This window comes from Corallococcus sp. AB038B, assembly GCF_003668955.1.
GTDB classification, from domain to species: Bacteria; Myxococcota; Myxococcia; order Myxococcales; family Myxococcaceae; genus Corallococcus; species Corallococcus exiguus.
In genome coordinates this window covers 1,011,396-1,035,417 of the sequence record NZ_RAWO01000001.1, presented here as the reverse complement: position 1 = coordinate 1,035,417, position 24,022 = coordinate 1,011,396, and the positions used below count along the sequence as shown (strand labels likewise).

Annotated in this window: 19 protein-coding genes; 8 read left to right on the top strand and 11 right to left on the bottom strand. The window is 70.6% G+C overall.

Annotation, left to right across the window (positions count from 1 at the left end; genetic code table 11):
* Positions 1–143: 143 nt before the first annotated feature.
* Both D7Y04_RS04340 and D7Y04_RS04335 read left to right on the top strand, forming a co-directional pair.
* The gene (locus tag D7Y04_RS04340; protein ID WP_158620539.1) at positions 144–503 is read left to right on the top strand and encodes a DUF1778 domain-containing protein; all 360 of its coding nucleotides are present in this window, start codon (positions 144–146) and stop codon (positions 501–503) included.
* A gap of 30 nt (positions 504–533) precedes the next feature.
* Complete coding sequence (locus D7Y04_RS04335; protein ID WP_121758405.1) at positions 534–1,088, top strand: GNAT family N-acetyltransferase; 555 nt, start codon at positions 534–536, stop codon at positions 1,086–1,088.
* A 14-nt stretch (positions 1,089–1,102) separates the two neighbouring features.
* Here the strand turns inward: D7Y04_RS04335 and D7Y04_RS04330 are convergent, their stop codons facing one another.
* Positions 1,103–2,149, bottom strand: coding sequence for a YncE family protein (locus tag D7Y04_RS04330; protein ID WP_121758404.1), 1,047 nt, complete (start codon positions 2,147–2,149; stop codon positions 1,103–1,105).
* Between the two features lie 120 nt (positions 2,150–2,269).
* Here D7Y04_RS04330 and D7Y04_RS04325 point away from each other — a divergent pair, with 120 nt between their 5' ends.
* Positions 2,270–3,205: a pirin family protein gene (locus D7Y04_RS04325; RefSeq protein WP_121758403.1), complete on the top strand. Its 936-nt coding sequence runs from the start codon at positions 2,270–2,272 to the stop codon at positions 3,203–3,205.
* Here D7Y04_RS04325 and D7Y04_RS04320 read toward each other — a convergent pair.
* A complete protein-coding gene (locus tag D7Y04_RS04320) occupies positions 3,196–3,804 on the bottom strand; it encodes a DUF2378 family protein (RefSeq protein WP_121758402.1) in 609 nt (202 codons plus the stop codon). The two genes, D7Y04_RS04325 and D7Y04_RS04320, sit on opposite strands and share 10 nt — an antisense overlap.
* An 83-nt stretch (positions 3,805–3,887) precedes the next feature.
* A complete protein-coding gene (locus tag D7Y04_RS04315; RefSeq protein ID WP_121758401.1) occupies positions 3,888–5,348 on the bottom strand; it encodes an ATP-binding protein in 1,461 nt (486 codons plus the stop codon).
* Positions 5,349–5,522: 174 nt separating this feature from the next.
* Here D7Y04_RS04315 and D7Y04_RS04310 point away from each other — a divergent pair, with 174 nt between their 5' ends.
* Positions 5,523–6,482, top strand: coding sequence for a PLP-dependent cysteine synthase family protein (locus D7Y04_RS04310; protein ID WP_121758400.1), 960 nt, complete (start codon positions 5,523–5,525; stop codon positions 6,480–6,482).
* A gap of 6 nt (positions 6,483–6,488) precedes the next feature.
* Here D7Y04_RS04310 and D7Y04_RS04305 read toward each other — a convergent pair whose 3' ends face one another.
* From D7Y04_RS04305 to D7Y04_RS04295, 3 genes are all read right to left on the bottom strand, one after another.
* Positions 6,489–7,580, bottom strand: a complete 1,092-nt coding sequence (locus D7Y04_RS04305) for an aromatic ring-hydroxylating dioxygenase subunit alpha (protein ID WP_120593387.1) — start codon at positions 7,578–7,580, stop codon at positions 6,489–6,491.
* 41 nt (positions 7,581–7,621) lie between these two features.
* On the bottom strand, positions 7,622–8,035 hold the full coding sequence (locus tag D7Y04_RS04300; protein ID WP_121759274.1) for a four-helix bundle copper-binding protein: 414 nt from the start codon (positions 8,033–8,035) through the stop codon (positions 7,622–7,624).
* An 88-nt stretch (positions 8,036–8,123) separates the two neighbouring features.
* Positions 8,124–10,592: a heavy metal translocating P-type ATPase gene (locus D7Y04_RS04295; protein WP_121758399.1), complete on the bottom strand. Its 2,469-nt coding sequence runs from the start codon at positions 10,590–10,592 to the stop codon at positions 8,124–8,126.
* Positions 10,593–10,888: 296 nt separating this feature from the next.
* Here D7Y04_RS04295 and D7Y04_RS04290 point away from each other — a divergent pair, with 296 nt between their 5' ends.
* Entirely contained in the window at positions 10,889–12,937 is a 2,049-nt protein-coding gene (locus D7Y04_RS04290; protein ID WP_147477034.1) for a hypothetical protein, read from the top strand.
* A gap of 22 nt (positions 12,938–12,959) precedes the next feature.
* Here D7Y04_RS04290 and D7Y04_RS04285 read toward each other — a convergent pair whose 3' ends face one another.
* Both D7Y04_RS04285 and D7Y04_RS04280 read right to left on the bottom strand, forming a co-directional pair.
* Complete coding sequence (locus tag D7Y04_RS04285) at positions 12,960–13,535, bottom strand: RNA polymerase sigma factor (RefSeq protein WP_121751753.1); 576 nt, start codon at positions 13,533–13,535, stop codon at positions 12,960–12,962.
* Positions 13,536–13,550: 15 nt separating this feature from the next.
* Positions 13,551–14,129, bottom strand: coding sequence for a hypothetical protein (locus D7Y04_RS04280; protein ID WP_120593392.1), 579 nt, complete (start codon positions 14,127–14,129; stop codon positions 13,551–13,553).
* A gap of 120 nt (positions 14,130–14,249) precedes the next feature.
* Between D7Y04_RS04280 and D7Y04_RS04275 the strand changes: the two genes are divergently transcribed.
* Positions 14,250–14,714, top strand: coding sequence for a hypothetical protein (locus D7Y04_RS04275; RefSeq protein ID WP_120593393.1), 465 nt, complete (start codon positions 14,250–14,252; stop codon positions 14,712–14,714).
* Positions 14,715–14,719: 5 nt separating this feature from the next.
* Here the strand turns inward: D7Y04_RS04275 and D7Y04_RS04270 are convergent, their stop codons facing one another.
* Positions 14,720–16,126 carry a sigma-54 dependent transcriptional regulator gene (locus D7Y04_RS04270; RefSeq protein WP_121758397.1) on the bottom strand — a complete coding sequence of 469 codons (1,407 nt, stop codon included), beginning with the start codon at positions 16,124–16,126 and terminating at the stop codon, positions 14,720–14,722.
* Positions 16,123–17,436 carry a sensor histidine kinase gene (locus D7Y04_RS04265; protein ID WP_121758396.1) on the bottom strand — a complete coding sequence of 438 codons (1,314 nt, stop codon included), beginning with the start codon at positions 17,434–17,436 and terminating at the stop codon, positions 16,123–16,125. The genes D7Y04_RS04270 and D7Y04_RS04265 overlap by 4 nt, the downstream gene beginning before the upstream one ends.
* Positions 17,437–17,605: 169 nt before the next feature.
* On the opposite strand from D7Y04_RS04265, the gene D7Y04_RS04260 reads away from it, so the two are divergent.
* Both D7Y04_RS04260 and D7Y04_RS04255 read left to right on the top strand, forming a co-directional pair.
* Positions 17,606–18,541, top strand: a complete 936-nt coding sequence (locus D7Y04_RS04260) for an MBL fold metallo-hydrolase (protein WP_120593396.1) — start codon at positions 17,606–17,608, stop codon at positions 18,539–18,541.
* A 31-nt stretch (positions 18,542–18,572) separates the two neighbouring features.
* Positions 18,573–20,348 (top strand): M14 family zinc carboxypeptidase, encoded by a 1,776-nt coding sequence (locus D7Y04_RS04255; protein WP_121758395.1) that lies wholly within the window; start codon positions 18,573–18,575, stop codon positions 20,346–20,348.
* Positions 20,349–20,468: 120 nt separating this feature from the next.
* Here the strand turns inward: D7Y04_RS04255 and cglD are convergent, their stop codons facing one another.
* Positions 20,469–23,879, bottom strand: coding sequence for an adventurous gliding motility lipoprotein CglD (cglD, locus tag D7Y04_RS04250; protein WP_121758394.1), 3,411 nt, complete (start codon positions 23,877–23,879; stop codon positions 20,469–20,471).
* Positions 23,880–24,022 lie beyond the last annotated feature (143 nt).

The window sequence follows — 24,022 nt, the reverse complement described above, 5'->3', positions numbered from 1 at the left end:
ATGCATGACCCTGGTGGCAGATTGAAATCAGCTGGAACGTCAGTAGATTTTTACTGAGCTTCCAGTTGGCATCGACTCACTCACCAGTGCCCTTGCGGAAGATGCCCTGCTCCCCTCAAGCCGTTGGCAACGGAGTGCCCGCCATGACGACGTCCCCTTACCGCCTGCAGGCAACGCTTCCTGCGCCCTATGGAACCCAGCTTGAACAGCTCCGGAGCAAGCTCCAGATCGACAACACCGAGGTCATCAAGGAGGCGTTGGGCTTCTTCGCCAAGGCCGTGCTCGAGGCGGGCCTGGGCCGCCGCGTCGCCTTCGTGGACGAGAAGCATCAGGTCCTCGCAGAGTACAGCTCGCCCTCCCTCACCCGGCTGGAGTGGAACGCACGGGAGGAAGGCCGCGTCGTGCTGCCCGACAGTGACTTCGACCGGCTCGTGGACGAGTTGGAGAAGCCGGCGAAGCCGCTGCCCCGGCTTCGGAAGCTTGCGCGCAAGAAGGCCCGCTGAACTCCTGGAGAAAAGAAGGGGGGTGCCGTCATGACGGCCTCCCTGATGTTTCCCGAGCTCACCGCCATCACCAGCAAGGACGCCGCCAGTGGCTTTCGCTGTGAGGAGGAGGCGCTCACCCGATTCTTCCAACAACAGGCTACGCAGCAGGGCCGCCGCGAGGAGAACCGGACGTGGGTGCTCCACCGTCCCGACGGACGGCCTGACCTGCCCTGGGTTCTGGGCTTCTACACACTCACCTGGATCCAACTTGAGCGCAGCAGCCTCCCTGCGCCCGTCATCCGGCGGCTACCGGACTATCCGGTCCGCGCCATCCTCATCGGCCGCCTTGCGCGTGACGAGCGGTGCAAAGGCATGCGCGTCGGCGAGCATCTGCTCGATGACGCCCACCGCAGGGCCTTGCGCGTCAACACGGACATTGGAGGGCTCGTCGTCGTCGTGGACGCGAAGAACGCGCGCGCCGCTGCGTTCTACGAGGCCCATGATTACAGGGGCCTCATTCGCACCGAGCCAGAGGCCATGTCATGGCCCCGGCGCTATTTCGTGAAGATGGAGGACCTGAGAGCGACCTACGCAGGAACCTGAAGTCAGACCTTCCTCTAGCGCCGGACCGCCCAGGCCAGACCGTCCGGCCTACCGCCGACATCGATGTGGCCCGTCACCTCCAACGTCTTGAGGTCGATGACGGCCACGTCGTTGTCCGGGGTGCACGACACGAACGCGCGGTTGCCTTCCGCGTCCATCAACATGGCCGCGCCCCGGCCGACCTTCAGCCGCTTCACTTCCTTCCGCGTTCCCACGTCGAAGACCGCCAGCTCCCCCGTGCGCACACTCACCGCCAGCACCCGCTTCCCATCCGGCGTGAACTCCAGCCGGTGAGCGCCCAGCAGCTTCGCGTCGACCGTGGCCACCACCTTCTTCGCCGTCAGGTCCACGACCGACAGCGCTCCTGTCGGACTCGCTGACCACAGCTCCTTGCCGTCAGGTGACACGTCGAAACCTTCAGAGAGTTCCGCCACCGGCACCAGCGTCTGGACCCAATCCATCTGCGCCTTCGCGGTGGGCGGCAGGACTCCCGTGGGCGGCACCGTCGGCTGGAGCAGCACGTTCTCCAGGATGCTCACCGTCCCGGAGTCCACGTTCGTCGTGTACAGCGTCTTTTCGTCCGCGTTCACGTGCAGCATGTGCGTCCGGTTCTGGCCCGTGCCCATGCTCCAGTCGATGCGCGCCGCCGCTGGATCATACCGGCCCACCGCCTTCGACCCCTGCGCCGTGAACCACACCTTCCCGCCCACGTACGCCAGGCCGTGCGGCCCCATCAGCGGCGCCGTGTCCACGTTCGGCAGCGCCTTCTGCGCGACCAGGTCGATGACGTTCAACTCATGGAAGCGGCCGAACCCCGTGTTCGACACGTAGGCCGTCTTCCCATCCGCGGACGCGACCACCTCGTGCGGATCCTCGCCCACCGGCACGCGCCCCAGGACCTTCAGGCTCGCCGGATCCACGATGGCCAGGGTGTGGCTCGTCTTCGAGACAATCAGCAGTGCTCGCTTCGGCGTGGGCTCCGCGGCGCTCGCGGACACGGCGAGTAGCAGCGCTCCCAGCACGGTGGGAAACACACGCAGGGCCTTCAGGGTGGGGCTCATGTCACGGCTCCAATTCTGGCCCGTACAAGCACTCAGCGCCGCCCCTCATTCCGCGGAAAGTGAGCCGCGCGCTCCCGCCGGATCTGCGGCACACTGCGCGCCTCGAAAAGGAGCCACACCATGAGCTGGGAAGAAGACCTGCAGGGCCGTGAGCCCCCGCCCTCCCTGGAGACGCTCATCGTCCCGCGCGTGCGCGACCTGGGCGATGGCTTCCACGTGCGCCGCGCCCTGCCCTCCGCGCGCCGCCGCATGGTCGGCCCCTTCATCTTCCTGGACCAGATGGGCCCCGCGGACTTCGACCCCGGCCGAGGCCTGGACGTGCGCCCCCATCCGCACATCGGCCTGTCCACCGTCACCTATCTCTTCGAGGGCGAAATCCTCCACCGCGACTCGCTGGGCTTCGTGCAGCCCATCCGCCCCGGCGCCGTGAACTGGATGACCGCCGGCCAGGGCATCGCCCACTCCGAGCGCACCGGCCCCGAAACCCGCTCCGCCGGTGGCCGCCTCTTCGGCATCCAGGCGTGGATCGCCCTCCCCAAGCAGCACGAGGAGGTCGCCCCCGCCTTCGTCCACCACCCCGCGAACACGCTCCCCATCATCGATGGCGAGGGCATCCACCTGACCGTCATCGCGGGCCAGGTGCACGGCGGCAAGTCCCCCGTGCGCGCCCACTCTGACCTCTTCTACGCGGACGCGAAGATGGAGGCGGGCTCCCGCTTGAAGCTCCCCGCCGAATACGAGGAGCGAGGCCTCTACCTCGTCGAGGGCACCGTGGAGGTGGAGGGCACGCGCTTCCAGCCCGGCGAACTGCTCGTGTTCAAGCCGGGCAGCGAAATCATCCTCAAGGCGGAGTCCTCCGCGCGGATGATGCTCCTGGGCGGCGAGCCCATGGACGGCCCGCGCTACCTCTTCTGGAACTTCGTGTCGTCCTCCAAGGACCGCCTGGAGGCCGCCAAGGCGGACTGGAAGGAAGGCCGCTTCGCCGCCGTGCCCACGGAGACGGAGTTCATCCCCCTGCCTCCGGATGATCCGCCGGCGCCCGTGCGCTACCCGTAGAGCCGGCGCACCGGCGCGAGCGTGCCCGCGGGCCGCTGCGACTTCGCCTGCGACCACGTCAGCCGGTACGTCGCCGCCGTCCCGTCGAAGGCGATGGGCTTCACCTCGGGTGAGCCCGCGCCCGACGCGCGCAGCGTCTCCGCCAGGAAGCCGCAGGCGAAGAAGGGGTTGTCCGCCAGCACGTCCTTCACCCACAGGGTGGCGTCCTGCTTGGACAACTCCTCCACCCGCACCTCGTTGAAGTTGTTGCCCGCGCGCAGGTTGTACGGCACGCGCTCCAGCGTCTTCTGCGGACCCAGGTGCGTGACAAGCTGCATGCTCGCCCGCCCCACGGACGTCTGCTGGAAGCCCTTCAGGTAGCGGGCACCCAGCTCCAGGTAGGCCGCCTCCAGGGACTGGCCGGGGAAGACGTCCCGCGCGGCCACGTCCAGGAAGGCGCGCCACTGCTCCAGCGAGTAGTGGGGGCGCAGCGGCTCGGACAGGCTCAGGCCCGCGGCCTTCAGCTTCTGGCGTCCGTCACGCGTCAGGTACGGCCCCAACGCACGCACGAAGAGGGCTTCCACGCTCTGGGCGAAGATTTGCTTTTCGGATGGGACCATGCCCCCAGGGTGGAGTCGCCCCTGCGCATCCGGAAGGGTCAACGCAACGCTTCCGTCCACGAGTCGTCAAACCCGTAGGATTTTCAGCCTCGCGGCAGACGCACCGTGAAGGTCGTCCCCTGGGCCTCGGTGGAGGTCACCTTCACGGTGCCTCCGTGGGAGCGGACAATCTGTCCGGCGATGTAGAGCCCCAGGCCCAGCCCTCCGGCCGAGCCACGCTCCCGGTCGCTGCGGCCGGCGCGGCGCCACGCGGCGAAGAGGTGCGGCACCTGCTCCGCCGGAATGGGTGCGCCCAGGTTGTGCACCCGCAGCACGGCCTCGCCGTCCAGGCCCTCCGCGCTCACGCGCACGGGTGAGTCCGGCGGGCTGAACTTGAGCGCGTTGGACACCAGGTTGCCCACCACCTGCTCCAGCCGGTCCGCGTCCCACGCGCCGCGCCCGTCACCCTGCACGTCCAGCATCACCTCGCGCTGGGGCTGGCTGGCGCGTGCTTCCTCCACCGCGCCGCGCACCACGTCGAACAGGTCGCACCGCGAGCGCACCACCGGCAGCCCCGCGCCCAGCCGCGCCCGCGCGAAGTCCAGCAGCTGGCGGATCATCCGATCCATGCGCACGGCGCTGGTGAGGATGCGCTCGGTGAAGACGCGCTGGCGGTCGGACAGCTCTCCCTGGCGCTGGAGCTGCTGCGCGGACATGGACAGCGCGTTGAGCGGGTTGCGCAGGTCGTGGCCCAGGATGCCGATGAACTGTTCGCGGAAGTCCTCCGCGTTGCGCATCTCCGTGACGTCCTGCCCGGTGGCGATGACGGCCTCCACCGCGCCCGTGGGTCCGGTGGCCGGGGACATCGTGTACTCGAAGTGCCGCGGGCCCTGGTCCGAGGACAGGCTGACGCGGCCGCGCTGCACCTGGCCCGTGCGCCGCGCCGCGTCCAGCGCCTTCGCGTAGGGCTCCAGCTGCGGGTCCATCACGCGAATCGCGTCCATGCTCCTGCCCGGCACGTGCACGTGATGCGAGCCACGCGACGCGGCCACGGCCTGGTTTGCGTAGATGAGCGTCCCGTCGCCGTCATAGAGCGCGATGGGGTCCGCCGCCGCGGCCATGGCCAGCTCCAGGAGGCGGCGCTGCTGCTGCACCTGGTCGGAGAGGACGCGCACCTCCCGCTCCGCGCGGCGCAGGCGCAGGAGCGCGTGCACCTGGGCCACCAGCTCCTCTGGATCCACCGGCGCCACCAGGTACGCGTCCGCGCCGTGCTCCAGCCCCTGCGCCCGGTCCGCGGCGCCCACCGCCTGCGCGGACAGGTGCAGCACCAGCGCGCTGCGAGTGCGCGGGGAGGCCTTCAGGCGCCGGCACACCTCCAGGCCGCTCATGTCCGGCAGGCGGACGTCCAGGATGACCAGGTCGGTCTGCTCGTCCGCGAGCGCCAGCGTCTCGACGCCCGTGCCCGCCTCCAGGACCTGGAAACCCGAAAGGGACAGCACGCGAGACGTGACGTAACGGCTGGCCAGGTCGTCGTTGACGTTGAGGATGGTGGGCGAGGAAGGCATGCAGGCGGATGAAACCGTGGCCCTTCTTCGTAATGGCTGCCCCTGGATGCGCCAAGTGTTGCACGTGGGAAAATGTCTTCTCCGACGGAACAGCCAGGGGAACGGGCGTCCGCCGCCGCTCGCTGGACGACAGGGTGGCTCCCCCGCTGGCGCGTTTCGCGATAGGGATGACCCATGCGCCCTCCCTGCCGCCCGCTTCCCGCTGATGGTCGCTTCCTCCAGGCCGTGGGGCCCACGCCGCTCGTGCCCGTGCGGCTGGACCCGGAAGGTCCGACCATCTGGTGCAAGTTGGAGTTCCTCAATCCCAGCGGGTCCACGAAGGATCGCATCGCCCGGTACATGCTGGAAAAGGCGTGGCGTCTCGGGGAGCTGAGCCCGGGCGGCGACGTCGTGGAGGCGTCCAGCGGTTCCACCAGCATCGCCATGGCGCTGGCGAGCGCGCAGATGGGTTGCCGCTTCACGGCGGTGATGCCGGAGGGCGTGACGGAGGAGCGGCTCATCGCCATCCGCGCCTACGGCGGCGAGGTGGAGCTGGTGCCGCGCTCGGAAGGCATCCGGGGTGCCATCGCGCGGGCGGAAGCGCTGGCGAAGGAGCGCGGCGGCTACGCGCCCCGCCAGTTCGAGAACCCGGACAACGCGGAGGCGCACCGCGTGTGGACGGGGCAGGAAATCCTGGCGCAGGTGCCGGGCGGGCTGGTGCACGGCGTGGTGAGCGGCGTGGGCACGGGCGGCACCATCGTGGGCCTGTTCCAGGCGTTCGCGGAAGCCGGCTGTCCGGTGACGCCCTTCGTGGCGAGGCCCATCGCGGGGCTGGGCTGCGACATCGAGTGTTGTAGCTTCAGCGCGCGCGTGCCGGGCGTGGTGGACGGCCTGTCGAAGCTGTACCGCGAGGCGGACATGCCGGGCCGCGTGGAGCTGGATATCTCGGATGACCTGGCCATGCGCACCGCGCGGGCGCTCATCCGCCGGGGCTTCCCGGTGGGCCCGTCCTCCGGCCTCAACTACGCGGCGGCGGTGGAGGCGGCGAAGCAGCTGGGCCCTCAGGCCCAGGTGGTGACGGTGTTCCCGGACCGCATGGAGCGCTACTTCTCCACGGAGCTCGTGCAGCCCCGGGCCGCGCCCAAGGCCAGCTGAAGGCCCTCAGGTGCGCATGCGCACGCGCGTCTCGTGCACCGTGTCCGGAGGCGGCGCGGTGCGCTCGCGCTCCTGGGCGCGCATCAGGCGCAGGATGCTGGGCCCCAGGACGTCAATCTCCGTGGAGGCGTAGGCCTCCGTGCCGAAGCGGCGGATGGAGTCCGTCTGCCGCTCCAGGATGCGCACGTCCTGCCCGAAGATGTGCAGGCCCACCGGCAGCACGAAGGGCACCGCGGCCTTGAGCAGCCAGCGCGGCACGGGCAGCTTCACCGTCACCACCGCGTACACGAGCGTGTCCCAGTCATCCACCGGCGTCATGGCGGAGTTGACCAGGATGTGGCTCTTCTCCCCGATGCGGTACTCCACCTGCGCGATGGACGGCATCAGGAAGCGGTCGAAGTGCTGCACCACCCCGCCACCCGGCGCGAGCAGTCGCCCCACGAGCCCCTTGGGCGCGGGCTCGCCCAGGTACTCCGCCTCCACGCGGTCCGCGCTCCTGCGCACCACCACGTCGATTTCGTTCTTCTTCTCCGCGGTGCGGAACAGACCGCCGTGGAGGAAGGCCGTGTGCGGCACGTCCAGCGTGTTCTCCAGCACCGCGTGCAGCGACCCCGGCGCGCGCAGCACCCGGCGCACGGTGGTGTAGTCCGCCGCGTCCAGCAGCGGGAAACGGAAGGGCTCCGACGTGGGCTCCACGCCCGGCGTGGAGTAAACCCAGACGAAGCCGTCCTGCTCGCGCGTCGGATAGGAAGCGGCGCAGCGGGACCGGGCCTCGGGCTCGCCCACCAGGCCGGGGATGAGCCGGCACTGGCCTCCGGTGTCGAAGCGCCACCCGTGGTAGCCGCACTCCAGCTGCCCGTTCTGCACGCGCCCCAGTGACAGCGGCACGTTGCGGTGCGGACAGCGGTCCATCAGGGCGCCGGGCTTGCCGCCCTCGCCCCGGAAGAGCACCAGGGGCGTGCCCTGCAGCGTGCGCGCGAGCGGCTTGTCCCCCAGCTCGCGCGACGTGCAGAGGATGAACCAGGAGTGCGGAAGCCGGACGACGGAGATGTGACTGGGGGACGCACCTGGGGTGCGCCCCTCCTCGCGGGCGGTCATGCGCCCAGTCTAATGGGCCCGGGCCTCCGTGCACGCCCCCTTCAGGCGGGCAGGTCGGCGAAGCGTTGGGCGGCCTCCGGGTTGAGGGGCTGAGGCATCACCCCGCCGCTCATCCTCCGGCAGGACTCCTCACAGCGGCGGCACGCGTCCGCGCAGTCCTCCATCAGCCCCTCATTGCCCATCTCCTCGCAGGCGGTCGCGCAAGCGGCGCACACCTCCGCGCAGGCGAAGCATGTGCGCGAATGCAGGTCCGAACCGCGCAGCATGAAGCGCGCGCTCGTCTCGCAGATGTCCGCGCAGTCCATCAGCAGCCGGAGGTGCCCGGGCTCGGCGAGCCTGCCTCCCTGCTTCAGGCAGTCCGCCAGGGTCTCCAGGCAGACGCGGCGACAGGCCGTGCAGTTGTCGATGCACTCCCGAATCGCGTCGTCGCCTCGCATCACTTCGGCATTCGCCATGGTGGGGTTCCTTTCGGGCCTCACGGTGGGCACGCGCGGGGGTTCCACCATTTCGCCCCGCGCGGCCGTTTGGCCGGCTGCTTCCGGCCTAGAGCTTCAGCCGCCGCAACCGCAGGGCGTTGCCGATGACGGACACGGACGAGAGGCTCATCGCCGCGCTCGCGAACAGCGGGCTCAGGAGCAACCCGAGGACGGGGTACAGCACGCCCGCCGCCAGCGGCACTCCCAGCAGGTTGTAGACGAAGGCAAAGAAGAGGTTCTGCCGGATGTTCCGCAGCACGGCCTGGCTCAACCCACGCGCCCGCGCGATGCCTCGCAGGTCTCCCTTCACCAGCGTCACGCCCGCGCTCTCCATCGCGATGTCCGTGCCCGTCCCCATGGCGATGCCCACGTCCGCTCGCGCCAGCGCCGGTGCGTCGTTCACGCCGTCGCCCGCCATCGCCACCACGCGCCCCTGGGCTTGCAGTGCCTTCACCGCGTCACCCTTCGCGTCCGGCTGCACGCCAGCAATCACCTCCGTGATGCCCAGCCTGCGCGCCACTGCGTGCGCCGTCGTCGGGCTGTCTCCGGTGAGCATCACCACACGCAAGCCTTCGTCCCGCAGCCTCGCCAGGGCCTCCGGCGTGGACGGCTTCAGCGGATCCTCCACCCCCAGGAGCCCCGCCGCGCGGCCGTCCATCGATACCAACACCACCGTCTGGCCCTCCTGGCGCAGCGCCTCCGCGCGCTCCGTCAGCGCCTCCACCTCCACGCCCAGGCTCCGCATCAACGCCGCGTTGCCCAGCGCGACCTCGCGGCCTCCCACGCGGCCCCGGACGCCCTGCCCTGGTACGGACTGGAAGTCCTCCACGCCACCGGGGGACACGCCTCGCTCCCTCGCGCCCGCGACCACGGCGGCGGCCAGCGGATGTTCGCTGCCTCGCTCCAGGCTCGCGGCCTGGCGCAGCAGCTCGGAGGCGTCCACGTCCGGCGCTGGCTCCACCGTCACGAGCCTCGGCTTGCCTTCCGTGAGCGTGCCCGTCTTGTCCACCACCAGCGTGTCCACCGCCGCCATCCGCTCCAGCGCCGCCGCGTCACGGATGAGCACGCCCATGCGCGCGCCCTGCCCCGTCCCCACCATCACGGACATGGGCGTGGCCAGGCCCAGCGCGCACGGGCAGGCGATGATGAGCACCGCCACCGCGTTCACCAGCGCGTGCGCGAGCCTCGGCTCCGGACCCCACACGCCCCAGACCACCGCCGTCACCACCGCCACCGCGATGACCGCGGGCACGAAGATGCCGGCCACCCGGTCCGCCAACCGCTGGATGGGCGCGCGCGTGCGCTGCGCCTCGGCCACGCGCTGGACGATGCGCGACAGGAGCGTGTCCTGCCCCACTCGCTCCGCGCGCATCACGAGCGTGCCCGTGCCGTTCACCGTGCCACCCGTCACCTTCGCGCCCGGCCCCTTCTCCACCGGCACGGGCTCTCCGGTGACGAGCGATTCATCCACCGCGCTCGCGCCCTCCAGCACCTCGCCGTCCACCGGCACCTTCTCACCGGGGCGCACGCGCAGGCGCCATCCGGCGTGCACCTGGGACAGCGGCATGTCCTCTTCGTGGCCGTCGTCCGAGATGCGCCTCGCCGTGGCGGGGGCCAACGACAACAGGGCCCGCAGCGCACCGGACGTCGCGTGGCGGGCGCGCAGCTCCAGCACCTGCCCCAGCGCCACCAGCGTGAGGATGATGGCCGCGGCCTCGTAGTACACGGGCACGGTGCCGCCGTGCCCCGTGCGCGCTCCTTCCGGCAACAGGTGCGGGAACAGCGTGACTCCCACGCTGAAGACGTACGCCGCGCCCGCGCCCAGCGCGATGAGCGTGAACATGTTCAGGTGCCGGTTCTTCACCGACGCCCAACCCCGCTGGAAGAACGGCGCCCCCACCCACAGCACCACCGGCGTCGCCAGCGCGAACTGCGCCCACACGAGCGCCGAGGCCGACAGCCCGTGCCGCACCGGCAGCATGTCCGACATGCCCAGCAACATCAGCGGCGCGCTCAGCACCAGACCCACCCAGAACCTTCGCGTCATCGAACGCAGCTCCGGATCCGGCGGCTCCTCCACCGTCACCGTGCGCGGCTCCAGCGCCATGCCGCACTTCGGGCAGGCGCCGGGCCCGTCGCTCACCACCTCCGGGTGCATCGGGCAGGTGTATTCGACGCGCGTCTGAAGGGCGGGCGGCGCTTCGGGCTCCAGCGCCATGCCGCACTTCGGGCACGCCCCTGGCGCGTCCTGCCGCACCTCCGGATCCATGGGGCACACGTACACGGCGCCCGGCGCGGCGGGCGGTGGCTGCGTCCGGGGCTGGAGGAACCGCGCGGGGTCCTCCTGGAAGCGCTGGCGGCACTTCGGACCGCAGAAGAACCAGGTGTGCCCCTCGTGCTCCCAGCTCCCGCCCTTCGGTGCGCGCGGGTCCACCTCCATGCCGCACACGGGGTCGATGGCGGGCCCCTCCCCGCCCACGGAGGGCGGCGGCCGGCGTGAAGGCGAGACAGGGTGATGCGGATGGTGATGCGTCATGGGGAAGGCTCCTTTCCCCGGGCCAACGCGGCACCCGGCGCGCTCTTACACATGCGTAACCCTCCCTCCCGAAGCCCGTGCCGCCTTCGCTCGTCCCACTGGGAGGCAGGGCACCAGGCGGGCCCGGGGGTTTGTCCGCGCGGGGCCTTTTCCGGTAGGACGCGGCGCCGGCGGCCTGGAGTTCCGGGGGCTTGCGCGTCTGGCCGAGGCGGGCCCGATGCGAAACGGCCAGGAAAATCCGCTCGCTCCGTATGGCCAGGGAAGCAAGGTCGGGGCCCGACCAGAGAGGGCATCGAATGCGACGCATGTGGGGGACGTGGGGGGCGCTGCTGGCCCTTCTCACCGGCGGCTGTGATGCCATCGACCTGTCGGAGCTCACCCAGCGCGACGCGAAGACCCGCGTGCGCCCGGAGCCTCCTGGCGAGCACTGCGAGTTCGGCGGCGACGCGGTGGAGTCCGGCCTGGACCGGGACCGCGATGGGGAGCTGGACGACGCGGAGGTCACCTCCACCGACTACGTCTGCGACGCCGCCCTGCCCCAGGTCCTCACCCGCGCGCGGACCGAGCCACACGGCGCGAACTGCACGCTGGGGGGACGGGCCGTGCAGTCCGGCCTGGACCAGGATGGCAACGGGCAGCTCGACGACGCGGAGGTCTCCGCCACCGACTACGTCTGCGCCACCTCGGTCGCCAACGTGCTCCTGCGCGTGCGGCCGGTGACTCCGGGCGCGCGGTGCACGATGGGCGGACAGGTGTCTCACGCCGGCCATGACGCCAATGGCAACGGGCTGCTGGAGGACGAGGAGATTGCCCAGGAGGTGTACGCCTGCGACGAGCCGGCCCCCGTGCTGTCACGCGCGCGTTCGCTCCCAGCCTTCACCGCGCCCTGTGACGGCAATGACAGTGGCGGCGTCGCGGTGGAGGCCGGCCTGGACCTGGACGGCGACACCGCGCTCGCGATGTCCGAAGTCGAAGCCACTCAATACGTCTGCGACCTGGAGCCGGCCGACCTGAAGCTCCGCCACCAGGCGGAGGCCGCTGGGCCGAACTGCGCTCGGGGCGGCACGCGCGTGGACGCCTTCCAGGACCTGGATCATGACGGACAGCCGGACCGCGATGGCTTCGCGACGACCCTGTACGTGTGTCAGGCCGCCCGCGTGCACGACGGGGACTTCGTGGTGTCCAGCCCCGTGGACCTGGTCGCGCTCGAAGGCGTCACCCACCTTCGCGGCGGGCTCACCCTCTCCGCGCCCACGCTCACCGACGCGTCCCTGCCCGCCCTCGCGGTCATCCAGAAGGGCTTCACGGCCCGGGGCAACTCGAGCCTGCGGCGGCTGTCCCTGCCCGCCCTGCGCTTCGTGGGCGGCGACGTGACGGTGAGCGCCAACGCCCGGCTGGATTCGCTCATGCTGGGCACGGCGACGGCCTTCCCCCTGTGGGTCGAGCGCAGCCTGTTCGTGGAGGACAACCCCATGCTCCCCACGCTGAACGGGCTGGCGGCGGTGCAGCCGCGCGACAGCGTCATCCTGCGCGCGAACAACGCGCTGGTGGAGCCCGGCCTGCTGCCCGGCATCACCCAGCTCCTGGGGTCGCTCATCATCGAGGACCACCTCCGGATGGAGCAGATGCCCTTCTACCGCCTGGTCCGGGTCCACGGGGATGTGCGCATCACGAACAACGCCGCGCTGGCGAGCACTTTCGGGCTGGACGAATTGACGTCCGTGGACGGTGTGCTGGAGCTGCGCGAGAACGCCGTGCTGGAGCTGCTCAAGCCGCTGGGCAAGCTCGGCTCCGTGGGTGAGCTGGACATCATCGGCAACCCGCGGCTGACCGACACGACGGGCTTCGACCGCCTCTCCTACGCGGGCCGCGTCTTCATCCAGGGCAACCCGCAGCTGGAGAGTGTGGGCGACATGCCGTCGCTGGAGCAGATCACGCAGGACATCACCCTGAAGTACAACGCGAAGCTCCAGCGCGTGCACCGCCTGCCCCTCCTGCGGAGCGCGGGCGCGGTGGTGGCCGTGGGCAACACCGTGCTGACGTCCCTGGAAGGCTTCAACCGCCTGACCCAGATGGGCTCGCTGCAGGTGCTGGGCAACCCGGCGCTCAAGTCCCTGGGCGACCTCACGTCGCTGCGCGAGCTGGAGACCCTCAGCGTCCAGGGCAACGTGGAGTTCACGGACTTCGGCCTGACGGAGCTCTCACGCGTATCGTTGGACTTCGTCGTCGTGGACAACCCGAAGCTGCCCACGTGCCGGGCCACCGCGCTCGCGGCGAGCGTGTTCCAGGGCGAGGCGTGGGGCGTGAACATCGACCGGAACGACGACGCCGCGACCTGCCCCTGAGTCCCTTGAGCCGAGGGCCGCCTCAGCGGCGCGGCTTGCAGGAGCAGTCCAGACAGCCGTGCGCCGCGCACGCGCCGCAACCGCGCTCCAGCGAACGCTTGAGCGCGAGCCGCGCACGGTGCAGCCGCACGCCCGCGTTGTTGGGAGTGATGCCCACCTCGCGCGCCACGTCCGGCACCGCGCGCCCCTCCAGGTCCACCTGACGCACGAGTCGGGCGTACTCAGGCTTGAGCGTGGGCAGCAGGTCCGCGAGGCACGCGCACACCGCGCCTTTCAGCTCCGGGTCCTCGGTGGCGGAGTCCGCGTCGCGCGCCTCCACCTCCAGCGCGCGTCCTTCCGCGGCCTGCCGTCGGTGGTGATCCACCAGGGCGTTGCGCAGCAGGCGGTAGAACCACGCCACCGCGCTTTCGCCGTCCTTCAGCGCCCCACCCTTCTCCAGGGTGCGGGCGAAGGCCGTCTGGAAGAGGTCCTCCGCGACGGCCCGGCTGCCCACCCGCCGCTCCACGAAGGCGAGGAAGCGGCGCTGATGGGCCAGGAGCGCCGCCACCACGTCCTCGCGGTCCGGGGGCAGCCCTGCGTCTGGCCCTTCAGCCTCCATGCGACTCCCTGACGACTACGGAGGGCCGTTGCCCTGGCGCACCGAGTTCAGCTCCACCGCGGTGGCGTAGATCTGCGCCCACGCACGGTACTTGAACTTCGACATCGTGCCCTTCTGGTCGTTCGCGTAGTCGAACATGTCCGAGCGGAACTGCGCGTCCGCGGCCTTGCGGGCCTCCGGCTTCAGCGGCGTGCCCTTGCGGTCGTAGTAACGCAGCAGGTCGTAGCCGTAGTCGTGCGTCTTGGCCGCCTTGTCGAACTCCTTCACCGGGCCAATCTGGCCGGGGACAGAGGCGTAGCCGAGCGGATCCTGCATGCGCTGGCCGTGCGGCGTCTGGATGGCGTAGGGCTTGTAGCCCATCACCTGCTCGAAGTCCGCCGGGGGCGGGCGCGCGCCGGTGAGGTACTCGTTCATCAGCTTGCCGTGGTCGCCCGGGGGCGCCTTGCTGATGGCGCCCGTGCGCTGGGCGGCGGTGGTGCCAGGGGAGAAGGAGTCCTTCACCACGTTGCGCGCGGCAGGGGCGGCGGGACGCGCGGTGGGGGAATCCGTTCCGGAGGTCTGCGGCTGGCGGACGGGCGAGTTGCGGATGATCATGGGGGGCCTGGGGGAGAAGTCTTCTCGATTTTTCGGAAACCGCCGCCCCAAAGTTGCGGATCCCCAACCAAAGTCGCGCAGAATGCGTGCAACGCACCGCGTGGTGCACTGGGAGACACTGTGAAGAGCTACCCGTATTCCGAAGGAATCAAGGAACTGCGCGCCGGCAACTTCGAGAACGCGCAGCGTCTGGTCGAGCAGGCGAAGAAGCAGGGGGACGCTTCCGTGGAGGAGCTCACCGCCATGGCGTTCGCGATGGACGGGCACAACCAGCGCGGGTTCGCCACGGAGCTGCTGCAGGAGGCGCTGAAGCAGCAGCCCTCGGCGGTGGATCCGGCCTGTGCCCTGGCCATGTATCACCTGGAGAAGCAGGAAGACGCCCAGGCCGCGGCCGTCCTCAAGCCCGCGCTGGACGCCACTCCGGATCACCCCAAGGCGAACCTGTGTATGGCCATGGCCCTGGCGAAGACGGAGGCCGCCAAGGCCCGCGCTCACGCCGCCAAGGCCGCGAAGGACACCGACGCGGACGTCCGCGCGCAGGCGGAGGCGCTGGACAAGGTGCTCTCCGAGCACGAGCCCCGCTAAAGGCCTCAGTCGCCGCGCTTGAAGTCCTCCGTGCGGACGCCATAGCGCTTGAGCAGGCGGTGCAGGCTCTCGCGTTCCATGCCCGCGCGCTCGGCCGCGTGGGTGACGTTGCCGGAGAACTCCTGCATCAGCGCGGTGAGGTAGTCGCGCGACACAGCGTCGCGCACGCGGTCCACCGCCTCGCGGTAGGGCTGCTTCGCCAGTGCCTCCGCTGGCAGCGGCCCCGGGGCCGTGGAGGCACGGGCAAAGGTGAGCTCGGGCGGCAGGTCCTCTGGAGTGATTCGGGGGCCCGCCGCCACCGCCACCGCGCGAGCCACCGCGTTCTGTAGCTGCCGCACGTTGCCGGGCCAGGGCGCGGCGGTGAGCGCCTGGAGTGCCTGGGGCGTGAAGCCCTCCAGCTCCGGCCGGTTCGCGCCAGCGAGGAAGTGCATGGCGAGCAGCGGGATGTCCTCGCGGCGCTCGCGCAGGGCGGGCATCCGCACCGTCACGCCGCCCAGCCGGTAGTAGAGGTCCTCGCGGAAGCGCCCCTGCGCCACCTCCTCAGCGAGGTCCCGGTGCGTCGCCGCCACCACGCGCACGTCCACCGTCACCGGCGTGGTGGTGCCCACGCGGCGGATCTCCTTCTCCTGGAGCGCGCGGTTGAGCTTCACCTGCACGGGCAGCGGCAGGTCGCCCACTTCGTCCAGGAAGAGCGTGCCGCCGTGGGCCTCCTCGAAGAGGCCGGCCTTCGCGCCGGTCGCGCCGGTGAAGGCGCCCTTCGCATGGCCGAAGAGTTCGCTCTCCACCAGCTCCGCCGGCAGCGCGCCGCAGTTCACCGCGACGAAGGGCTTGTCGCGGCGGGGGCTCTCACGGTGCAGCGCGCGGGCGGCCAGCTCCTTGCCGGTGCCCGTCTCGCCAGTGAGCACCACGGTGAGGTCGCGCGCCGCCACCTGCGCGAGCAGCGCGTGCGTCTTCTGGAGCGCGGTGCTGGTGCCGCGAAGGCCGTGGAAGTCCGGCATGCGCGCCACGCGGGCCGCGAGTCCCTGCGCATCTCGACGCTGACGCTGCCGCTCCAGGGCGCGGGCGACCACCAGGGCCACCTCGTCCGGGTCGAAGGGCTTGGACAGGTAGTCGTATGCGCCGTCCTTGATGGCCTCCACGGCCTTGGGGATGCTCGCGTAGGCGGTGACGAGGACGACCTCCGTGTCCGGCGCGCGCCGCTTCACCTCGCGCAGCACCGTGAAGCCGTCCGCGCCCGGCATCTGGATGTCCGTGACGACCACGTCGAACGTGCGCGCGGAGACCAGGGCCAGCGCCTGCACACCGTCGGGCGCGGTCGTCACCGCGTACGCGTCCCCGAGGATGCGCGCGAACAGCTTGAGCATGTTCTCCTTGTCGTCCACCACGAGGACCGAAGGCTTCGCGCCGCTCATGCCGCAGCCTCCTGTACGCGCGATGGAGACGGCAGCGACAGCGTGAAGCGCGCGCCGCCCAGGGCCCCGGAGTCCACGTCGATGCGGCCGCCGTGCGCCTCCGCGATGGCCTGGCTCACCGCGAGCCCCAGCCCCGTGCCGGAGGGCTTCGTCGTGAAGAAGGGTTCAAACAGCCGCGCCCGCGCTTCCGGCGTCACCCCGGCCCCCGAGTCCGACACCGCCACGCGCGCGCTCCCGTCCGCGTCCACCGCGATGCGCACCTCCACCCGTCCTCCCTCGCCCGCGGCCTCCGCCGCGTTCTTCACCAGGTTGAGCAGCACCTGCCGCAGCCGGGGCGCCTGCACCCACGCGGTGCCCTCGCCGTGCACATCCACGGTCACGGTGCCCAGGCGGGTGGCTTCACGCAGGCGGGAGACGACCTCCTCGCACGCGTCGCGCAGCGCCACCGGCTCACGCGGCCCGCGGCCCGGACGCGCCAGGTCCAGCAGTCCCTCCACGATGTCCTGGCAGCGCACTGCCTCCTCCTCCACCACGCGCAGGTCCTCCGCGAGCGTGCCCTCCGCCCGCCGCTGCAACAGCCGCACGTACCCGAGGATGACGCCCAGCGGGTTGTTGATTTCATGCGCCACGCCCGCCGCCAGCCGGCCAATGCCCGCCAGCTTCTCGTGCTGGACGAGCCGCGCCACCGCGTTGCCGATGTACACGCCCACCCCGGCCGCGAACAGCGTGGCCCCACCCAACAGCAGCAGCGCCCAGCGGAAGCTGTCTCGCTCCACCGCGCCCACGTGCGCCTCGAAGGCATCCATGGACGCGTCCGAGTCCGCCGTCAGCCCGTCCACCCGCGCCTGGATGCGCGACACCCACTCCAGCGCGCGCCCATGCGCCGCCTCCACCGCGCCCGCGTCCTTCGCCATCACCGCGGGCAGGAGCGTGTCCCGGTAGAGCGTGTCCAGCGCGTCGCCCGACGCCTGGATGTCCGCCACCGCCGCGCGCTCTTCCGCGTCGCGCGCGTGCTCCGCCAGCCGCCGCGTCAGCGCCTCCACGCGGGCTCGGGCCTCGGTGTGGAAGCGCCGGTGGCTGTCGTTGCCCAGGATGATGGTGTGCGCCAGGTGCGCGTACTGGTCCCTCACCGCCGTGGCCAACTCCCGCGCCTCCCGCGCGCGGCCGCCCACCTCACGCAGCGCACGCGTGCCCTCGTGGATGTCCGCCAGCCGGCCGAGCGCATAGCCCGACGCCGCCGCGAACAGCGCCACCAGCGCGCCAAACGCGAGCAACACCCTGCGGGTCGTGGTGCCGGAGACAGGTCCCATGGGAAGCCCTCTTATACGGCGCGCGCCCCTTTTCGCCCGCGACTGGTGCATGTCCTCCCCAGGCGGTCCGGACCGTATTCCTCTTGCGCCCCTCCCCTCCGGCCGAGCATGACTCGCACGAGGCGGCGCGGGCCCACCTTTGGGGGACACCCGTTGCCAGGAGCCACTCATGGCGATGCGCTTCAAGAACCTGGATGGCAGCGGACCGCAGGCCTTTACCCGCGTCCTCAAGTGGGCCGTCACGGACAAGCTCACGGGCAAGCGCCGCAGCTCGCCCGCGCGCGCGGTCGTGCCGCATGTGGAGCCGGACCTGACGGTGCTCGCCACCCCGCCCGCCCCGGGCGAAGGCGCCCGCCTGACGTGGCTGGGCCACGCGAGCTGGCTGGTGCAGTTGGACGGCGTGTCGCTGCTCATCGACCCGGTGCTGCGCGACGCCATCAACGTCGTCATCCGCCGCAACGTGCCGCCCGGCGTGCCGGTGGAGAAGCTGCCGCGCATCGACGCGAGCCTGGTGTCCCACAACCACTACGACCACCTGGACCTGCCCACGCTCAAGCAGGTGGGCGCCCGCATCGTCACCGGCCTGGGCCACGCGCCGGTGTTCCAGGGCCAGGGCCTGCCCTTCCACGAGCTGGATTGGTGGGAGTCCACGCAGGTGGGGCCCGTGCGCGTGCACTACGTGCCGTCCCAGCACTGGAGCCGCCGCGGCCTCAACGACGCCAACCAGATGCTCTGGGGCGGCTTCGTGGTGGAGGGCTCCAGCGCGCGCGTCTACCACTCCGGCGACACCGCCTACTTCCAGGGCTTCAAGGAGATTGGCGCCAGGTTCCCCAAGCTGGACGCGGCGCTGCTGCCCATTGGCGCCTACGACCCCGCGTGGTTCATGCGGCTGCAGCACATGAACCCGGAAGAGGCGGTGCAGGCCTTCGAGGACCTGGGCGCGATGGCCTTCTTCGCCATGCACTGGGGCACGTTCAAGCTCACGGACGAGCCGTTGGACGAGCCGCCCGCCCGCCTGGACGCGGAGTGGCTGCGCCGGGGCTGGCCGCGCGACCGCGTGCACGTGCTGCCGGTGGGCGGCACACACACCGTGCGGCAAGGTTGAGCGCTGGCGGGGCTTGTGGTCTCAAGCGGGCATGCTCCTGCCCACCCTCGCAGCCCTGGTCCTCACGCAGGCCCCTCCTCCACTCACCACCGTCTCCGAGCAGAGCGGCTGGAAGCGCACCGGCCGCTACGCGGAAGCAGAGAGCCTCTGCCGCGCCTTCCCCAAGGCGTTCCCCGGCAAGGCCCGCTGCGACACGCTGGGCACCACGCCGGAGGGCCGCCCCATGGTGGCGCTCATCGTCAGCCAGGATGGCACGCTCACCGCGGACGCCGCGCGCAAGAAGGGGCGGCCCGTCGTCTTCTTCCAGGGCGGCATCCACGCGGGTGAAATCGACGGCAAGGACGCGGGCTTCTGGCTCCTGCGCGACGCGCTCCAGAACCGGGCGTCCACGCCGGACCTGCTCAAGGGCGTCACCGCCGTCTTCGTCCCCGTCTTCAACGTGGACGGCCACGAGCGCTTCAACCCCAACCACCGCCCCAACCAGGTGGGCCCGGAGGAGATGGGCTTCCGCGTCACCGCCCAGAATTTCAATCTCAACCGCGACTACGTGAAGGCGGACGCACCGGAGATGGTGCTGCTCTTGAAGTACCTCAACGCGTGGGATCCGCTCGTCTACGTGGACCTGCACGTCACCGACGGTGCGAAGTTCGAACCCGACGTGTCCGTGGGATTGGAGCCCCAGAAGTCCGGCCCGCCCGCGCTTCAGGCACTGGGCACGAAGCTGGTGGACGAGCTCTTCACCGGCCTCACCCCCCAAGGGCACCAGCCGCTGCGCTTCTATCCGTCCTTCCTCGTGGACGACGACCCCACCAGCGGCTTCGCCTACGGTGTTCCCCCGCCGCGCTTCAGCCATGCCTTCTGGTCCGTCCACCACCGCTTCGGCGTGCTCGTGGAGACGCACTCCTGGAAGAACTACGAGCAGCGCGTGAAGGCCACCCGCGACGTGCTGGAGGGCCTCTTGAAGCTCGTGTCCCGCGACGGCGCCGCGCTCCTGGCCGCCGTGAAGGCGGAGGACCAGAAGGCCGTGGCCGGACAGGTGCGTGAGGTGGTGCTCGGCTGGAAGAACACGTCCAAGCGCGAGGCGATTGCGTTCAAGGGCTACGCCTACGAGCGCCTGCCGTCGGACATCTCCGGCCAGCCGTACATCCGCTACGACGACACGCAGCCCCAGACGTGGAAGGTGCCGTACCTGCCGGACGTGCAGCCCGCCGTCACCGCGAAGCTGCCCGAGGGCGGCTACCTGGTGTCCGCCGCGCACGCCGCGTGGGTCGCACCGAAGCTGGCCGCGCACGGCATCGCGTTCCAGCGCCTCACCCGCGCGGTGCCCGCGGCGAAGGTGGAGTCGTTCCGCTCGAAGGACTTCCAGTTCCAGGTGCGCTCCAACGAAGGCCACCAGGGCCTCACCGCGAACGGCGAGTGGAAGCCGGACACGCAGGACCTGCCCGTGGGGACGCTCTACGTGCCGGTGGCGCAGAAGAACGTGCAGTTGGTGGCGCACCTCTTCGAGCCCGCGGGGCCGGACTCGTTCCTGTCGTGGGGCTTCTTCAACGCCCACTTCGAGCAGAAGGAATACATCGAGGACTACGTGCTGGAGCCCTACGCCCGGGAGCTGCTGGCGAAGGACCCCGCGGTGAAGGCCGCGTTCCAGGAGCGGATGAAGGACGCGGGCTTCGCCAAGGACCCGCGCGCCCGCCTGCGCTTCTTCGCCGAGCGTCACCCGACCTGGGACGAGCGCCTGGGCCTCTACCCCGTGTACCGCGCCGCCAGCGCACCGCCGAACCTGGGGAGCCTGGTCCCGGCGAAGTAACAGGGAAAGAAGAAGCCCCCGGCCCGCTTCCCCCGTGAGGGGGCGTCGCGGAGCGGGGGCTTCGGATTCAGCGCCGCGCTCCCGGTCCATGAGGCACCGGGAGCGCGTTTTCATTTCCGACTAGCCGATGGGCTTCTCGCAGACGCACGCGCTGACGTTGCAGGTGAAGCCCGGCGCGCAGCCGCCGCAGTCCGGCTTGCAGACGCAGGCGCACAGACCGGGGTCCGCGCCGAAGCCGGTGCCGCAGTTGAGCGCGCCCGTGTCGCAGACGCAGCCGCAGGCGTTGTTGTCGAACTTGTAGCCCGCGGCGCAGGTCGCGGACTGCACGCAGCTGCACGTGCAGGAGTTCGTGTTGCACGTCTCGAAGGTGCCGCACGTGCCGCCGCAGTCCTGGGCGCAGGTGAAGTCACACACCGCGCGGTCGGTGTTGCACACCTGGCCGGCGGGCGCCGTGCCACCGCAGTCCGCCGGGCACTCGCACTTGTCCGTGGTGCGGTTGCAGACGAGCTTGCCGGCGCAGTAGTCCGGGTCGTTCGGGTCGTAGTACTGCGTGTCGGACGCGCACGGCGGCGGGTTGCCGTCCGGCTTGACCGTGCGGTCGATCCAGTAGCGGTACGACAGCGCCGCCTGCGTCTTGCCGGACTCCTTCGGACGGCACGCGCCGTAGAAGGACACGGTGCGGTTGATGCCGTCCACGTCGAAGCCGTTGGTGCGGCTGCGCGGCAGGTCCCCGATGCTGGGGCAGATGGCCGGATCCACCACCGCATCCACCGCGACCTTCAGCGACGCGCCAATCGGCGGCTTGAGCGTGCGGTAACCCACCGACGCGATGACGCTGTCCACGATGGCGTTGATGGTGTTGGTGATGGAGGTGTTGTCCCGGATGCTGCCGGACACGCCGCCCGTGGCCTGGATGACGTCCAGGTGGCGCGGGACCTTGTTGTCCTCACCCGCGTAGCACGGGGAACCGTCCGGCGGGCAGATGATGCCGTGCACCTGGATGGACTGGTTCGTGGGGTTCTTCGTGGTGCCGGCCACGGTGCCGGTGTTGAGGAAGTACGCGGAGTAGTTGGCCACCGTGTCCGTGGACTGGTCCTTCACGTCCGTGAGGATGACCACCACCACCTTGGCGCCCGGACGGATCTTCGTCTCCGGGCCGCCCGTGGACGCGGCCATGTCGTTGATGGCCTTGCGCGCGGCCTCCAGCGGACGCTCGCTGCCGTCACCGCCCAGGGCCACCCAGCAGTTGGTGTTGGCCGTACAGGTGGTGTTGGGCAGCGGCGTGTACGTGGGGTTCTGGGTGGTGCCACCCTTCACGGCGCACACGTTGTTGTTGCACACCGCGTTCTGGGTCAGCCACGCCTTGAACTGGTCGATGTTGGTGGTGAAGGGACGGATGATGTTGCGGTTGGCGCTGTTGCCCACCGTGTAGCTGGTGGTCACCATGGACACGCGCCAGTCCAGCGTCGCGTTGCCCAGCTTGTTGGCCACCGCCGTGCCCGCGTTCGCCAGCGACGTCTGCGACGACGCCATGGAGCCGGAGTCGTCCACCACGAAGAGGAAGTCCACCACGGCCGTGTTGCCGGTGAAGACCTCGCACTGCACCGCGTCCGCGTCGCCGAACTGCGCCAGAGCGGAGCCGCCCGCCGTGTCCGCCATGGTGAAGAGGCTGCCCGTGGCCGACTCGTTGTAGCGGGCCGCCGGCGTGATGGCGAGCACCACCACCACGCTCGCGTTGGAGCGGTGCACGTACTGCGCCTGGATCTTGAACGGGCCGTTGATGCCCGCCGAACCGCCGAGCGACTCGGTGCTGTTGGGCACCAGCTGGCGCGCCAGCGAGTTGGTGAACGACTTCAGCTCCGTCGTGCCGGCGAGCCCGTAGCGGGAGACCGCCGCGGGGAAGCCGTCCCAGGTGGTGAACGTCTGCGTGAACTCCACGTCCGCCGGCGCCAGGAGCGGCGTGCCGGTGCGGATGCCCGACTCGTCGGTCGAGGGCGTGGTGGAGCCACTCAGCGGAGCGCGCTTGTACGCGATGAACGTCACCTGCTTCGTGTCGTCATAGCCCATCACGCCCACGGTCTGGCCGTTGGCCTTCAGGTTGAGGAGGTTGGCGTCCTTGAACGTGTTGGGCAGCGCGAGCCGGAGGTCCGCGCCGCTGTCCTCCTTGAAGGTCACCGTGCGCAGGTTCTGCACGCTGCACGCCTTGCCGGCGGGCGTGTTGGCCGCGCCGTCCGTGGGGTCCAGCGGGTTGAGCTCGCCGGGGTCCACCTTGCCGTTCTGGTTGGAGTCCTCCGCGCCGTCGGGGATGCCGTCGCCGTCCGTGTCCGGCTTGTTGGCGTCCGTCTTCGTCGTGGGGTCCGCGTCGCCCACGTAGCCGCAGTTGTTGCGCGGGGCCGCGGCCGTGGTCACGCCACGCTCCACGCCGTCGAGCAAGCCGTCACCGTCGGTGTCCGGGTTGGTGGGGTCCGTCTCGCCGGGATCCACCTGGCCGTTGGAGTTGGGGTCCTCACCGAGGAAGCCGTTGCGGCCGGCGCCGTCCTGGAGGCCGTCGCAGTCGGTGTCCGTCAGGCGCGGGTCGGTCTCACCGGAGTCCACGCGGCCGTTCTTGTTCGTGTCCTCCACGCCGTCCGCCACGCCGTCGCCGTCCGAGTCGGCGTTGTTCGGGTTGGTGCCGGTGGCGACTTCGACCGAGTCCGGGATGCCGTCGAAGTCCGCGTCGGGGATGGACGCGGCGCAGTCCGCCTTGCGCGGATCCGTCTCGCCGGGATCCAGCTTGCCGTTCTTGTTCACGTCCTCGGCGCCGTCCGAACAGGTGTCGCCGTCCGAGTCGGGCTTGAGCGGATCCGTGCCTGTCTGCTTCTCCAGGCCGTCCGGCAGGCCGTCGCCGTCCGTGTCGCGCAGGCGGGGATCCGTCTCGCCGGGGCTCACCGAGCCGTTCTTGTTCGCGTCCTCCACGCCGTCCGGGATGCCGTCACCGTCGGAGTCCGCGGTGTTGGGGTCCGTCTCCGTGAGGTCACGCTTGCCGTTGCGGTTGGCGTCCTCCAGGCCGTCCGGCAGCCCGTCCTCGTCCGTGTCCGCCTTCACCGGCGAGGTGCGCGTCGTCGGATCCTGGTCCGCGCGGAAGTTGCAGTTCGGGTCCGTGCTGACACTGGACGTTCGTCCGACTTCCACGCCGTCACGGATGCCGTCGCCGTCCGTGTCGCGCAGGCCGGGGTGCGTCTTCAAGCCGCCGGCGTAGACCGTGGAGAACTCCTCCTGGTCCGTCAGGCCGTCGCAGTCCGAGTCCTTCGTGGCGTTGCTCTGATCATACGGGTCGACGGGGACTTCGCCGGGGTCGGGATCGGGGTCGATGATGACGCCGGCGTCCTCGACATAGCCGGCGTCGAAGCCCGCATCGACGCCTGCGTCGGAGCCTCCGTCGGTGGGGATGGGGTCAGGGCCAGGGCCGGGGTCCGGGTCGGTGCCGCCACACCCCGCCATGAGCGTGGCGGCAAGCAGCGTGCCGGAGAAGAGTCGGATCCAATTGCGCATAACGGGTCAGCACTCCGGGAAGGGGGGTACGGAGAACACCCGCAGCATAGAGGGATGCGCGCCTGATGCCGATGTAGGTACGCCCTGGGGCTGAGAGGGAATCACGATTCGTAAATATGGCGTCCGCCGCTGTCGCCTGTTTC

Excerpts from the sequence above, each read along its gene's own strand:
- D7Y04_RS04340 (WP_158620539.1), top strand. The coding sequence starts at position 144 with ATGACGACGTCCCCTTACCGCCTGCAGGCAACGCTTCCTGCGCCCTAT.
- D7Y04_RS04335 (WP_121758405.1), top strand. The coding sequence starts at position 534 with ATGACGGCCTCCCTGATGTTTCCCGAGCTCACCGCCATCACCAGCAAG.
- D7Y04_RS04330 (WP_121758404.1), bottom strand. The coding sequence starts at position 2,149 with ATGAGCCCCACCCTGAAGGCCCTGCGTGTGTTTCCCACCGTGCTGGGA.
- D7Y04_RS04325 (WP_121758403.1), top strand. The coding sequence starts at position 2,270 with ATGAGCTGGGAAGAAGACCTGCAGGGCCGTGAGCCCCCGCCCTCCCTG.
- D7Y04_RS04320 (WP_121758402.1), bottom strand. The coding sequence starts at position 3,804 with ATGGTCCCATCCGAAAAGCAAATCTTCGCCCAGAGCGTGGAAGCCCTC.
- D7Y04_RS04315 (WP_121758401.1), bottom strand. The coding sequence starts at position 5,348 with ATGCCTTCCTCGCCCACCATCCTCAACGTCAACGACGACCTGGCCAGC.
- D7Y04_RS04310 (WP_121758400.1), top strand. The coding sequence starts at position 5,523 with ATGCGCCCTCCCTGCCGCCCGCTTCCCGCTGATGGTCGCTTCCTCCAG.
- D7Y04_RS04305 (WP_120593387.1), bottom strand. The coding sequence starts at position 7,580 with ATGACCGCCCGCGAGGAGGGGCGCACCCCAGGTGCGTCCCCCAGTCAC.
- D7Y04_RS04300 (WP_121759274.1), bottom strand. The coding sequence starts at position 8,035 with ATGGCGAATGCCGAAGTGATGCGAGGCGACGACGCGATTCGGGAGTGC.
- D7Y04_RS04295 (WP_121758399.1), bottom strand. The coding sequence starts at position 10,592 with ATGACGCATCACCATCCGCATCACCCTGTCTCGCCTTCACGCCGGCCG.
- D7Y04_RS04290 (WP_147477034.1), top strand. The coding sequence starts at position 10,889 with ATGCGACGCATGTGGGGGACGTGGGGGGCGCTGCTGGCCCTTCTCACC.
- D7Y04_RS04285 (WP_121751753.1), bottom strand. The coding sequence starts at position 13,535 with ATGGAGGCTGAAGGGCCAGACGCAGGGCTGCCCCCGGACCGCGAGGAC.
- D7Y04_RS04280 (WP_120593392.1), bottom strand. The coding sequence starts at position 14,129 with ATGATCATCCGCAACTCGCCCGTCCGCCAGCCGCAGACCTCCGGAACG.
- D7Y04_RS04270 (WP_121758397.1), bottom strand. The coding sequence starts at position 16,126 with ATGAGCGGCGCGAAGCCTTCGGTCCTCGTGGTGGACGACAAGGAGAAC.
- D7Y04_RS04265 (WP_121758396.1), bottom strand. The coding sequence starts at position 17,436 with ATGGGACCTGTCTCCGGCACCACGACCCGCAGGGTGTTGCTCGCGTTT.
- D7Y04_RS04260 (WP_120593396.1), top strand. The coding sequence starts at position 17,606 with ATGGCGATGCGCTTCAAGAACCTGGATGGCAGCGGACCGCAGGCCTTT.
- D7Y04_RS04255 (WP_121758395.1), top strand. The coding sequence starts at position 18,573 with ATGCTCCTGCCCACCCTCGCAGCCCTGGTCCTCACGCAGGCCCCTCCT.
- cglD (WP_121758394.1), bottom strand. The coding sequence starts at position 23,879 with ATGCGCAATTGGATCCGACTCTTCTCCGGCACGCTGCTTGCCGCCACG.